This window comes from Aliidiomarina halalkaliphila (assembly GCF_007096385.1).
GTDB lineage: Bacteria > Pseudomonadota > Gammaproteobacteria > Enterobacterales > Alteromonadaceae > Aliidiomarina > Aliidiomarina halalkaliphila.
On the sequence record NZ_VJWL01000003.1, the window covers coordinates 222394 to 236250 of the forward strand.

The 13857-nt window shown below is 52.3% G+C and carries 8 protein-coding genes; 6 read left to right on the plus strand and 2 right to left on the minus strand.

Translation table 11 applies throughout. The annotated features are described in order from the left end of the window. Positions 1 to 71: 71 nt before the first annotated feature. Genes recC through recD form a run of 3 tightly spaced genes read left to right on the plus strand, consistent with a single transcriptional unit; the run spans position 72 to position 9201 of the window. Positions 72 to 3599 (plus strand): exodeoxyribonuclease V subunit gamma, encoded by a 3528-nt coding sequence (gene recC / locus FM042_RS09715; protein WP_143236229.1) that lies wholly within the window; start codon positions 72 to 74, stop codon positions 3597 to 3599. After that, positions 3596 to 7312, plus strand: coding sequence for an exodeoxyribonuclease V subunit beta (gene recB / locus FM042_RS09720; protein ID WP_143236230.1), 3717 nt, complete (start codon positions 3596 to 3598; stop codon positions 7310 to 7312). Before recC ends, recB begins: the two co-directional genes overlap by 4 nt. Then, positions 7309 to 9201 carry an exodeoxyribonuclease V subunit alpha gene (gene recD, locus FM042_RS09725; protein WP_221931529.1) on the plus strand — a complete coding sequence of 631 codons (1893 nt, stop codon included), beginning with the start codon at positions 7309 to 7311 and terminating at the stop codon, positions 9199 to 9201. Before recB ends, recD begins: the two co-directional genes overlap by 4 nt. An 11-nt stretch (positions 9202 to 9212) precedes the next feature. On the opposite strand, the gene FM042_RS09730 is transcribed toward recD, so the two are convergent. Next, positions 9213 to 9689, minus strand: a complete 477-nt coding sequence (locus tag FM042_RS09730) for a peroxiredoxin (protein ID WP_143236232.1) — start codon at positions 9687 to 9689, stop codon at positions 9213 to 9215. 172 nt (positions 9690 to 9861) lie between these two features. Between FM042_RS09730 and FM042_RS09735 the strand changes: the two genes are divergently transcribed. After that, the gene (locus FM042_RS09735) at positions 9862 to 10803 is read left to right on the plus strand and encodes an ATP-grasp domain-containing protein (protein ID WP_143236233.1); all 942 of its coding nucleotides are present in this window, start codon (positions 9862 to 9864) and stop codon (positions 10801 to 10803) included. Between the two features lie 19 nt (positions 10804 to 10822). Here FM042_RS09735 and FM042_RS09740 read toward each other — a convergent pair whose 3' ends face one another. Beyond that, entirely contained in the window at positions 10823 to 11716 is an 894-nt protein-coding gene (locus FM042_RS09740) for an ABC transporter substrate-binding protein (RefSeq protein ID WP_143236234.1), read from the minus strand. A 164-nt stretch (positions 11717 to 11880) separates the two neighbouring features. Here FM042_RS09740 and FM042_RS09745 point away from each other — a divergent pair, with 164 nt between their 5' ends. Further along, complete coding sequence (locus FM042_RS09745) at positions 11881 to 12426, plus strand: PH domain-containing protein (RefSeq protein WP_143236235.1); 546 nt, start codon at positions 11881 to 11883, stop codon at positions 12424 to 12426. Then, positions 12419 to 13855: a PH domain-containing protein gene (locus FM042_RS09750; RefSeq protein WP_185960764.1), complete on the plus strand. Its 1437-nt coding sequence runs from the start codon at positions 12419 to 12421 to the stop codon at positions 13853 to 13855. Before FM042_RS09745 ends, FM042_RS09750 begins: the two co-directional genes overlap by 8 nt. Positions 13856 to 13857: the final 2 nt, after the last annotated feature.

The window sequence follows — 13857 nt, forward strand, 5'->3', positions numbered from 1 at the left end:
ATGAATTAAGATCAGGATACATTGTTTGCAAAGCACTGATAACAAAATGATCATCAAGGAATAGAACACACATGACGTTAACCCCAGGATTCGCCGTTCTCCATGGAAATCGCCTCGAGGTGTTACGCGAGGCGTTGGTGCAATGGATGGCCACTCATCCGCTTGCCCCGCTGGAAGAAGAACAAATACTGGTGCAAAGTAACGGCATCGCCCAGTGGTTAAAAATGGCGTTGGCGAGCACCGCAGATGGTCACCCTGGGATTGCTGCAGGACTGCGTGTCGAACTACCCAATCAGTTTGTTTGGCGTTTATATCGGATGGCTCTTGGGGCCGATATTCCAGCCTCGTTACCCTATGATAAAAATAATTTAACCTGGCGCATTTTGCGCTTATTGCCGGCATTAACAGATTCAGTTTACGAACCGCTGCAACGTTATTTAAGTGACGATCAAGACGGCCGGAAAGCCTGGCACTTGGCCGCGCGGTTGGCCGACCTCTTCGATCAATATCAGGTGTATCGTGCTGATTGGTTGCAACAATGGACCGACGGCAATGATGTTTTGTTGCGCCAACAACAAGGCGATCAGATCGAGGTTCCCTTGGATCAAACATGGCAACCTGCACTGTGGCGGGCCTTGCGCACCGATTTGGAAGAGGCATTGCACGCTGCTAGTTATTCGAGTCGCGCTGATGTGCACCAGCGGGCTCTGCGGGCCCTGCAAACGCAAGATTTTCCGGCCCATAGCTTTCCTCAGCGGGTCATTGTATTTGGGGTGTCGTCGTTACCCCAGCAAACCTTGGAATTACTGGCAGCACTGGGTAAACATAGCCAAGTATTGCTTGCCGTGCTCAATCCTTGTCGTCACTTCTGGGGCGATATCGCTACCGTGCGTGATGAAGTACGTCGCCAACAAAAGCGTCAACAACGAAAAGCCGGATTACCGGAAGCCCTTAGTGCGGAGAATCTTCATCTGTACGCGCCGCCATTGCTTGCTAGCTTGGGCAAGCAAGGACGCGACTATATTAGTTTGCTAGACCAATTTGATGAGCCAGAGCGGTACCGCGATTGGTTTGCGGACCGAATCGATATTTATAGTGAACCCCATAGCGCTAGCGCGTCCTCCCCCGATGCTGTGACGGTACTGCAGCAGCTCCAAGATGACATCTTGGAGCTACACCCACTTCCCGATACGCCGCGCCTATTAAAGGAGCAGGATAACAGCCTCACTTTTCATCGCTGTCACAGCCGCCAGCGTGAAGTGGAAGTACTGCAAGACCAACTGTTAAACGACTTTGCCGCGAACCCTGACCTCAAGCCGCGAGATGTGATTGTGATGACACCAGACATTGGTGAATACGCGCCTCACATTATGGCCGTGTTTGGGCGGATCGAGCGAGATGACCGGCGCTATATTCCGTTCAGTTTGGCGGATCAGGCGAGTCGTGGCCGAGTGCCTCTGCTTATTGCCCTGGAATATTTACTGAGCCTCCCGGATCAACGTATTACCCTCAATGATGTGTTCGATTTGCTCGAAGTGCCCGCGATTCAGCGTCGTTTTGGCCTCGAACCCAGTGTGCTGCCGCAACTGCGCTTATGGCTCACTGAGTCCGGCGTGCGCTGGGGCTTAGATAAGTCTCATCGGGAGACCTTGGGTTTAGGGGCCATGGGTGATTCCTATAGCTGGATTTTTGGTATTGAACGAATGCTATTAGGCTACGCATTAGGGGACTCAGAGCTCGATGCTGAACACCCTGGTAATGCAGAGCAACAAAAGGAGCTGAGCCATTGGCAGGAGCGCCGACCGTACTCAGAAGTTGCGGGCTTAGCAGCGACGGACCTTGGGCCAGTGTTGCGACTCTTGCATGCCCTGAAAGTGTGGATTCAAGCGTTAGGAACGGCGCCAACTCGCAGTGTGACCGAGTGGACCCATTTATTCTACGGGCGGCAATCGGATCAAGACGACATTCGCCAAAACTTGCTTGAGCAATTTTTTGATTTCCGCGATGACCAAGACGAACGCTTGTTGGTGACCCTGACCGAAGCCTTGGAGCGAACCTTAGATGCGGCTGACGCTGGCGCCTTTGCTGGCGAAGTGAGTTTGGCGGTGATGCGGGATGCCTGGTTAGGGGAAGCGGAGCAGGCTGGTTTGAGTCAGCGCTTTATGGGTGGGCAAGTCACCTTTTCCACCTTGCTTCCAATGCGAGCCATTCCGTTTCAGCGGATATACATGTTGGGCTTAAACGACGGGGATTATCCACGTTCTCGGCGTCCTGATGATTTCGATTTAATGGCGACCGAGTATCGACCCGGAGACCGCTCTCGCCGAGATGACGATCGCTACCTTTTTTTGGAGGCGCTGCTCAGTGCTCGGGAATCCTTATATTTAAGTTATGTGGGCTGGAGTGATCGGGACCGTTCGGAAAAGCCCGCCAGTGTGTTGGTAAATCAAGTGCGCGATTATATTGCCCAAAGTTGGGTAACGGAAAAAGGCGCCTCGGCGTTAGACGTGCTCACCCATGACTATCCATTACAACCCTTTTCGGCGGCTTACTTTGACCCTGAAAGTACGCATCGAACCTATGCCCGTGAGTGGCAATCCCTTGCGGCGGAAGGTCCCGGGGAACGATCATTACCGCCTTTGGCAGAGATGCCCGAATGCACGCTCAATGACCTGATCCGTTTTATGCGGGATCCCGTGCGTTACTTTGTAGGGACACGACTGCAGAGTCGATTCTTCGATAGCGAATTAACCTTAAACGACGATGAGCCTTTTCAGCTCGATGGCCTCACGCGCTATCAGCTCACCCAGCAGCTGTTAAATGACGCCTTAAAACATGGCCCGGATTACGACATTCAGCAACGTATTCGTTTGTTCCGCGCTGAGGGGGTATTGCCCGTGGCGCTCTTTGGAAAGCATGCGGAGCGTGAGATCAGTCGTATTGTTGAGGTGGTAAAAGCCCGCGTGTTTGGTGATGCGCAGCATTGGCAAGCGAGCGGTGAGCCACTCAGCATAAATCTGTCACTGTCGTCGCCCGCTCCTTCTGTCCAGTCTGAGCCGCTGATGTTGAGTGGTCACATTGATGCGCTCTTCCAGAACGAGGCTAACGAGCAGGCATTGGTGCTGGCGCGGCCTACGGCGGTAAGTGATAAAGGCCAGCCACGCTGGGAAAATCTAATGGATGCGTGGATTCAGCAGCTCGCTGCAAACGCGGCCGGTCACCCGGTACGGATTTGGCAGTTTGGTTTAGATACCCACGTGAGCATTCCGCCTTGGCCACAAGAGGAAGCGCACGCGCAGTTGCAAGCCTTGGTGGCCTTGTGGTGGCAAGGATTACAACAGCCACTGCCGATAGCGCGGAAAACCTCAATATTGGCGCTGCTGGGGGGCACTGATAGTAGCCTTGAAACCAGTTACGAGGGCGGATTTACCCGCACAGGTGAAGTACAGAAATCCGCAGAATTGGCGCGCTACTATCCCACCCTGGAATCACTCATGCATGCGGATTTCATGGCGTGGAGTGAGCGCTTATATGGGCCTCTAGTGCGCACGGCTTGCGAAGTCGGTGGGCAAGAATCAAGACAAGGAGCGTCGGAATGAGTGCCATCAATTTACAGCCATTGGAATTCCCACTCCAAGGTGTGCAGCTGATTGAAGCGAGTGCGGGTACCGGGAAAACCTATACCCTGGCCGCGCTTTATGTGCGTTTAGTATTAGCTCACGGACGCAATGCGGTACAAGAGCCGCCTCACGGCCGCGCTCTTCTGCCGCCACAAATTTTGGTGGTGACCTTTACCACCGCCGCCACGGAAGAACTGCGGGATCGGATTCGGGCACGCTTGGTGGAAGCGGCGGCGGTGTTTCGAGGTCAGCCCAGCAACGATGCATTCTTACAGGAACTGCTTAACGAATACGATAGCAATGACTACGGACGCTGTGCGGCGCAACTGCAATTAGCGGCGGAATGGATGGATGACGCCGCCATCTTTACGATTCACGGTTGGTGTCAGCGTATGCTCAGTGAGCATGCGTTTGATTCAGGGTTGGGATTTCAGCAGGAAATGGCCCACGATCTCGACGACATGATGCTCGGTGTGGCTCGCGATTACTGGCGTACGTGGTTGTATGAGCTGAGCGATGCCCGGGTTCTAGACGATCTCGGCCCGCTAGCGCAATCGCCTGAGCAACTCTTAGGGGAATGTCGACCCTGGTTGCGGCCGGAGCGTGGCGCAATGCAATTCCATGCAGCAGGTCAGGCACTGCCGAAAGCCCATTCGCCAAAAGAAGCAAGCGGGGCGTTACAGTCGTGGTATCAGAAGCTGGATCAACGCATTGCGCAGCTTAAGCCATTACTGACGGCAGACACCTTGGCATTTTTAGATGACTTATATGAGCAAGGGCACCTGAAGAAAAATATCTTTCAGCCAAAAACCTGGTTCAGTAAAGAACGCCCCTTGTTGCAGCAATGGTTGAGTAATCCAAACTGGATAAATGTGTTGAGTAGCGAAGGGGAGGCTTGGGTCACCAAATTTGCGCGCCGTAAAGTAGAGGCATCACTGAAGAAAGGAAGCGAGTTACCCGAGCATCCGTTGTTTGATGCACTCGATCAACTCCAAGATTTCCTCGCCACACGCCCAGAGATTCGTTTGGGCGTATTGAGCCACGCTGCGGAGTGGCTGGCCGAGGGCATCGAAACACAAAAACAGCGTACTGCGACCATGGGCTTTGACGACTTGCTGACGCGTTTACACAGTGCCTTAACGCGGCCCGGAGGCGAGGTGCTTGCGGAGCGTATTCGCAGTCAATTTCCCGTGGCCATGGTGGATGAGTTTCAAGATACCGACCCCATTCAGTTTGCGATTTTCCAGCATATCTATCCGGATGTGTCTGCCACTGACTACAACCTCACACTGGTGGGCGATCCGAAACAGGCGATTTATAGCTTCCGGGGGGCCGATTTAAATACCTACCTGCAAGCGCGGCGGTGGACGCAAGGGCGCCATTACAATCTGCCACGTAATTTCCGTTCCACCCAAGATTTAGTGGCAGCGGTGAACGCATTATTTGTGCACGGAGAAAACCTCGAACGTGGCGCCTTTGGTTTTAAAAACGTGAGCGATAATGAGCTGCCGTATTTCCCGGTGTCGGCGCACGGCCAGACATGGGCGTATGAAGAAGACGGTACAGCCATGCCCCCGGTGTCTTATTGGTTGGCGTCAGAACTTCCAGGTGAGTATAGAAAAGCGGCCTATCAGCGTGATATGGCCGCCGCCTGTGCGAATCGTATCGCTGCGATGTTAAATGGCTCTGCTGCGGGCATTCATGGTTTGCGTGGCGAAGAGGGATTGCAGCCGTTGCAACCGAACTCGTTTGCGGTGCTCGTACGCAGTAAAGGCGAAGCGCGGGTGATGCAAGACGCACTAGCGCAGCATCAAATTCGCTCGGTCTTTTTATCGGATCGGGAATCGGTATTTGCCAGTGAAGAAGCCCAACTCTTATTAGCTTGGATGCAAGCCGTGTATGCGCCGGAGGATGAACAAAAACTTCGGGCAGCCCTGATGCTGCGGTTATCAATGCAAAGCGATGCACAGCTTGCAGAATGGCTCGACGATGAACAAAGTTGGGAGCAAGTCACCGACCATATCCGAGACTTCCAACGCATTTGGCGTTGGCAGGGCATTCTCCCGATGGTGCAAGCCTGGCTGCATCGGTTTGCTTTGCCGAGCCGCTGGCTGTCGCTCAATAATGGTGAGCGAGTCCTCACCAACATATTACATTTGGCGGAATTGCTACAGCGCGAGAGTGCGCAACGGGATGGAGAAACTGGCTTAATGCGTTGGTTTGCAGCGCATATGCAGCAACCCTCGAGCGCTGAAGAGCAAATTCAACGTCTGGAAAGCGATGCCAGTCGTGTACAAATTGTGACCATTCATAAATCGAAAGGCTTGCAGTACGATTTTGTGTTCTTACCTTTTATCTGCGCTGCTCGCGACGTAAAAAACAAAGGTGCGATTCGCTATTCGGATAACTTCCAGATAATTCTGGATGTGATGCCCAGTGAAGATACGGTCGCGCGCGCAGACTGGGAACGGTTACAAGAGGATGTTCGTCTACTTTATGTGGCGCTTACCCGCCCGGTCTATGGTTGTTGGCTTGGCCTAGCCAGCTTTAGTGAAGGGCGAGGAAGCAAAAGCAGTATCGGCAAAAGTGCTTTGGGCTATTTATTGCAGCTCACCTCCGAGACTCAGCCCAGTGATTTTCAGCAGGCCTTGGAGTCCTTGCCTTGGGCACGCGAAAAACTGCCCGAGGATGCCTATGTTCACATCCCAGAGCATACAGAAGCCCGGGTGCCGGCGCTGACTCTAGCGCGCTCGGTAGCACCGGAACGTTGGTGGATCGCCAGCTACTCGGCGTTAAAAACAGATACCCAAGCATCTGCGCAGGGCGCGCCAGATACCGCTCGCCAAGAGCAGCACCAAGACGACGAAGGTGAGCTTGATGGTGCGGATGCAGAATCCAAGGCACTCTCAGCTCCTGCCGTTGCACTGGGAGACTCCAGCACCACAGATATGGGCCTGCATGATTTTCCTCGCGGTGCCAGCATGGGTACCTTTTTGCATGGCTTACTCGAATGGGCGTGTGAGCAAGGCTTTGCTGAGAGTGCGCTCTTATCCCAAGAACAAGCCCACCTACTTGAGCGGCGTTTGCAACAGCGTGGCCTTGCTGAACATACAGCGGCCATTAAAAAGTGGCTGAAGGATATGCTCACAACCCCGTTGGCACTTCCCGAACATGAGCAAAGTATGAGTCTGGCGACCCTCAGCAGCAGTGTATCGGAACTTGAGTTTTGGCTAGAAGCACAGCATATCTCAGTGGCCGATTTGGACCGTTTGGTCCAGCGTTATTTCTGGCCAGAAGAGGCGCGCGCAAATCTGTTGCCTGAAACCCTAAATGGCATGTTGAAGGGCTTTATCGACCTGACTTTTGTGGCCGCAGATGGGCGCTACTGGGTGTGTGATTATAAATCCAATTGGTTGGGTGACAGCACCGCTGCTTATACGGACGCGTCTATGCGCAAAGCCATGTTAGGGAAACGCTACGATGTGCAAGCGGCCTTGTATTTATTCGCCTTACACCGTTTATTGAAAGCACGGATTCCTAACTATATGGCGAATCCACAACAGCATTTGGGCGGCGCTATGTATTGGTTTATTCGCGAACCCGAGCAAGGGCAATTATGGATGCCAGCGGCCCATCAATTTTTAGAAGAGATGGACGCCTTGTTTGCTGCTTCAGCGGAGGTCGCCCTATGAATCTAAATGATATGCAGCGGCTACTGACCGCTTTGGTCGATGCTCATATTTTTAGAGCGGTGGATGCGGAGTTGCCTGTTGTTTTGCATCGGATGGCAGCGCAGCCGGATCCACTACTCTGGTGGCTCACGGCATTGGTCAGTTATCAATACGGTCGCGGCCATACCTGTTTATTAATTTCACAACTTTGTGAACAGCCGCAAGTAGTGCTTTCTATAGGTAGTGATGACCTGTGGCGCTTGTCGGAAAGAAATCAGGAACGTTGGCAACAAGCGCTGGGGTTGCTAGAGCCAAACGCCATCCATCAGGCCCTCGACTCGTTATGGGTTCAGCGCGACGGTAGCGGAGATCAGGCACCGCTTACTTGGGTTAACAACCGTATTTACCTGACCCGTTTGTATCGGGCAGAGGCGTTGGTGAAGGCGGCAGTACAGGTTCGCTTGCCCTTTCAGGCGATTCCACAGTCGACCTTACAACCTCTGATTGATGTCGCCTTTCCCGAGGCCGAGCAGGCCCGAAATCGTCAAGAAGTGCATTGGCAGAGCCTAGCATGCGCTCTTGCGGTGCAACGGCGTTTTTGCATTATTACCGGTGGGCCAGGTACGGGCAAAACCACCACGGTGGTGCGCTTGCTGGCGGTATTGCTGCAAGCCCGGGATAGCCAATTGCGTATCGCCTTAGCGGCGCCTACAGGGAAAGCCGCCGCCCGCCTTACCGAATCCATTCGGGATAAAATCAGTGAGCTGCCCTGTGCTTGGCAGGAGGATATTCCCACAGACGTCGTCACTCTGCATAAACTGCTAGGTGCCCGACCGCATCGACGCGGATTTCGTTACCACCAGAGAAATCCGCTACCTGCGGATGTGGTGGTGATCGATGAAGCCTCCATGATCGATGTGGAAATGATGGCCGCGTTGATGGCGGCCCTGCCTGCCCATGGGCAGCTCATTTTATTGGGTGATAAAGATCAATTGGCCTCGGTAGAAGCAGGCTCTGTGCTCGGGGATTTCTGTGCGGGGGCCGAACAAGGGGGGTATAACAGTGACACCTTGACGCATATTACTCCTTATGCAACCGCATCGTTACAGCCCTATCACGGCGATGGTAGTGCTTATAATCAAGCGACCGTGATGCTGCGGGTGAGTCATCGCTTCGATGCCTCCTCGGGCATTGGCCAATTGGCGAAAGCGGTAAATCACGGGGCTGATTATTCGGATCTGTTCTCTCAGTTTAGTGACATCGATTGGTTACAAGGCGAAGCGGTGGAACAATTCCAGGCCTTGGTGGTGTCAGGTTATCGAGATTATCTGGAGCTCGTGCAGAGAGGCCCGCAAGACAACGACGACGTTCACTTACAATTGTGGGCAAAAGCCGTTTTGAAACAGCATCGGGCATTTCAGGTTTTAGTGGCATTGCGTCAAGGCGACTGGGGCGTTACAGGATTGAATCAGCGTATTGCTGATTGGTTATACGGGGCCAAGCTGATTCCTACCACTCAGGGCTGGTATGCCGGTCGTCCGGTGTTAGTGCGTCGTAACAACTACGGTTTGAAACTGATGAATGGCGATATCGGCATGACGTTAGTGGACCCAAACAGTGGTCGCTTGCGAGTCGCTTTTGAGCAGCCTGATGGCAGTATTAAATGGATCTTACCCAGCCGTCTGGCAGATGTGGAAACAGTGTTCGCGCTTACGGTGCATAAATCTCAGGGCTCCGAGTTTAAACACGCGGTGCTTGCGTTGCCTGAGCGGATGAATCCGGTGCTCACCCGTGAATTGATCTATACAGGAATTACGCGGGCCAGTCAGAAGTTCACGCTATTAACACCCGAGCCGCAGGTATTCGCCGAAGCGGTGCAGACTCAGGTGTTACGCAGTAGTGGATTATAAACGAATCAGGGTTACAGGTGCTTTAAGACATGTTCCACGGAGCTAACATCAAAGCTTTTTGGATCTTCAACGAAAAGCTTTTGAACGACACCGTCGCGGATGATCATGGCGAAGCGCTGTGCGCGAACACCGCCAAAGCTGCCAGTATCCATGGTTAATCCTATCGACTTCAGCCAACTACCATCACCATCGGAAAGCATGGTAATGGAGCCGCCGACATTTTGATCTTTGGCCCAGTTGGCCATCACAAAGGCATCGTTCGTGGCGAGGCAATAGATCCCATCCGCCCCTTTGCTGCGCAGTGCTTCTGCTTGGCGTACATAGCCAGGAAGATGCTGCTCGGAACAGGTGGGTGTGAAGGCTCCGGGTACCGCAAACAGCACGTGAGTGCCTGATGCAAATAACTCCTCTGGATTCAATTGATCGAGTCCAACCTGACCTTTCGTTGTGAGCGTTCCTGCAGGTACCTGAGAATTTTCTGAAATCATGGGTATATCCTTGCTTGGTTAGTGCGTTGGGTATTCTAAGACAAAAGCGATCTAAACTAACCGGTTTACGTAGTTCTTAGTCTATTTCGATCTGTCTTACGCTCGAATTGTATAAAGCATGAGTCGAGATTCAGTTAAAATCAATGTAACTAAGGTAACGATTGAGGAAACTATGCGTCCAATCTATGTATTACATGAGAATCAGGAGTGGCTAGTGCCACTGCGTGCGGAATTTGACGCCCGTGGCGTTACCTTAAATGAGTGGTTCCTAGACACCGGCGTTGTCGCTTTTGATCAGGTGCCGGAAGACGCTGTTTACTATAACCGAATGAGTGCGAGTTCGCATACCCGTGGGCATCGATTTGCCCCGGAGTTAACCCGGATGGCACTGACCTGGCTTGAACAGCACCCGGTGACTGTGCTGAACGGCACGCCAGCACTCTATCTTGAGGTGTGTAAGTTATCGCAGTATGCCGCTTTGAACAAAGCAGGGCTTACCACGCCACGCACCCGTGCCGTTGTCGGGCGTGAGCAATTGCCGGAGGCTGCTCGTAACTTTGCCAGTTGGCCGTTGATTCTAAAACCAAATCGCGGAGGTAAGGGCTTAGGCGTGATGCGCTTTAATCAACTTGCAGAGCTGGAGCAATTTGTTCAAGGCCCAAGTTACGAAGAGCCCCTTGATGGACTGTGGTTACTGCAGGAATATATTCAACCGAAGGCGCCGCATATTACGCGTTGCGAATTCGTCGGTCAGAAGTTCGTGTATTCCGTGGATGTGAATACCGAAGGCGGCTTTGAACTATGCCCGGCTGATGTGTGTGCTGTGGGGGATGACTTTTGCCCAACCACGCCGCAACAAGCAGCGGCACCGAGCAAATTCAAAATCAGTCAGCGCTTTGATGGGCATCCGATTATTGAACAACTGGAAACATTCTTACGCCAAGCGAAGGTGGATGTGGCAGGGATTGAGGTGATCGAAAACGCGCAAGGCGAACTGTTTGTGTACGATGTGAATACCAACACCAATTACAATCAGGCGGCGGAAAAGGCCGCCGGCGTGCAACGCACGGGTATGGGTTCCCTTGCCGATTACTTAATTGCGTGCGCTCAATAGGATTAAGTTCGCGTTCATTTTAATGTGGGTCGTTGATGTGGGAGCTCACGGGGTACTCCCACACACGCGCTTTCAGTAACTCATTGTAAGGCGCTTGCTCGGGTTTATCTTCGAACCAGCGATTGAGCACCCGTAAAAACTCCGGATCTTGGCGCACCTCAGGTAACACCTGGTTAATACGCTCAGTCACCATGCGGCCCCATTCATTATCGGTGCAGCCAATAGCACCGAGAACATGGGAGCCCGAAGTTTCCTCGATTTCAATAAAGGCCAATTGATTGCCGCTAAAATACTGATCAAAGGTGCGCAGTATTTGATAATCAATGGTGAAATCAATACGGCCCGCTTTAATCATCGCGAGAATCGCCATGGTGGCGTTCTCGCCCGTATGGACGATTCGGTAGCTTTCTGGTGCCACAGCATCGATTACCGGTTGTAGTTCACCATACACGCGTCCAGAGGGGTAGCCGTAGCGGTAGTCGCCTTCGCGTAACAAGCGGGTGAGCGAGACTGGGTCGCCAAAACGTTCGCGAATTTCTGCAGCCCGAGCGGCCGTGGTGATAATGCCGTGAGGGTAGTAAAAGTGAGTCGGTTCGGTGAAGACGGCATTGCGCGCTGCATGGGGACGATAAATCATGCAGGGAAAGCATCTGTTTTCGTCGCGTTCGAACTGCTGGCGAATTCGTGTTTGCGGCAAAATGGAACGCTGGGTGGTGATATCAGGTAGGCGCGCATCAACCGCATCCATAAGTACATCGCAAATACCTTCACCTTGTAGCGGGCCTGAGACTACATGAAATGGGGGCGCTGTATTGACCGCCCAATGAATGTGTAATGGCTCATCGGCAATCGATATAGTGCTGCCGAAAGTTGCTGCAAGGCCTATCATTACAAGCTGACGACCATATTTCATCTAGCACTCTCCATAAACCACTCTAGCGAGGTGGTTATCATGTGATAACGTGGGTCACACTGTTTTATTCCCCATGAGATTCACTATCGAAGAAAATCAGGTGAGAATCCAGTGAGATTTGTTAAATTGTATGCACGAGGATTCCTTAACGAGAGTAGCACACCATGGATGAACTAAATTGGCGACGGGTGTCACCCCGCTATGTCGCTTTGTTACGCATAGATAAAACAATTTTATGTGGACTGATTCTGATCGCGTTTTCTTTCCCTGCGGTCTTAGTGGATGCGATTCCTCTTTGGGTGGCGATCATTGGTTGGTCGGTTTTAGGGGTAATTTGGCTTAGCTTGTTATTTTTATGGGCACCTCGACGCTTTCGTGTAACCGCGTATGCATCGGAAGAAAAAGAACTGCATTTGCGTGTGGGGGCGTTGTGGCATCGGCATACTGCGGTGACACACAATCGCATTCAGCATCTTGAAATTGAGCAGAGCCCATTTGAGCGCATGCTCGGTTTGGCACGTTTAATTATATTTACTGCTGGCGGCAGTGGCGCCGATCTCACTATTCCGGGTCTCGCACGGGAAGACGCCACCGCGTTGCGGGATGGGTTACTTGCTGTGATTCGTGAGGAGCAGTTGGATGACGCCGCTATTACTGAAGCGGGGCCCGTTGCCACTGAACCACAGGAACGGAATGGCAAGGATGACTGAACCTAACGCATGGCAGCGACTGCCATTACTGGCGTTGTGTTTTTTCTTTTTAAGCACTATTCGCTTGATGTTAAAGCACTTGTATCAAGCAGCCCCGGCATTGGCGGCGGCTTTTATTGCCGTAAGTGCGCTGCGCCCATACATCCCTCATTTGCTGTTAGGGTTGCTGGTACTCATTCTGATTACCACGGTACTGCGCTACCGCCGTTTTTTTTATGCCACTGAGGCGAATCGCATTCGTGTGCGCCAAGGGGTATTGCGCAAAGTGGAGCTTAACCTCGACTATGATCGGATCCAGCAAGCGGATATCGCACGACCTTTCTATTTTAGACCCTTTCAGTTAGCGATTTTGAAGCTGCAAAGTGCGGGCAGTAAGGCACAAGAAGTTGAAGTTGCGGGACTACGGGTGGAGCGGGCGCTAGCCATCCAGGCAGAGATCCTTGCAGAGCTATCAACGGATAAGGGGGCAGTAACCACGGATAAACATGGACAGGAAGTGGCAGCTACTCCTGATTTCACCTTTAGGCTTCCCCCGAGCGAGGTGTTACGCATCGGCTTAATGCACAATATTTTTGTCGTGGTCGGTGTGATTCTTGCCCTTCTATTTTCCAATCAGCAGGTCAATCAGCGCGTTCAGGAACGCTTCGTTGCTTTTGTTGAACAGTTTCCAAGTACGAGTGATGCCATTTTGGCGCTAGTCGCCATTGGAATTGCTGCATTGGTGGTGTTGATTTTAGGTACGATCGCCTTTCACTTTAACAAATACTATGGATATACCCTGACTCGGGAAGGGGATCGGGTACGCTACGAAGCGGGATTAACGTCAACCTTAACGCGTAGTTTCCGAGTTCAGAAGTTACAGTTGATCGATATTCGTCAAGGCTGGATGGGACGTCTGTTACATCGTCACCAAATTCGGATTTCCCAAGCGGGAAATCAGCAAAAACAAGACGGAAAGTTCGTGCTGCCCTGTGTTTCGCCGGCAATTCATAAAGATTTTTGTCAAGATTTACGTTTGCCAAACGCTGATTGGCAATCGGTTCATTGGCTCATGTTCCCACGCTTTGTTTTGCTGTTTTCCCTTTTGGGCTGGTTGGTGTTTGATTGGCGTGCGGCCCTCGGACTTTTTGTGGGGCTTAGCTTACTTCGCTGGCGCTGGTGGAATATGTTTGCCTGGCATTTTGATGGTCAGTGGTTGGCAGTTCGCCATGGTCTGATCGGGTCTCGCCAACAATGGATGCCTGCCGCCAAACTACAGCACGTTCGGATGAGCCAAGGCCCTTTGCAACGTTGGTTTAACGTGAGTAATCTCACGGTAAGTACCGCTGCGGGGCACTTGCAGTTACCGTACTTACCTACTGCAGTCGCTGAAACCTTACAGCAACAATTGCTGCGGGTAACGCGAGATAACTACAAGCGCTGGATGTGAGT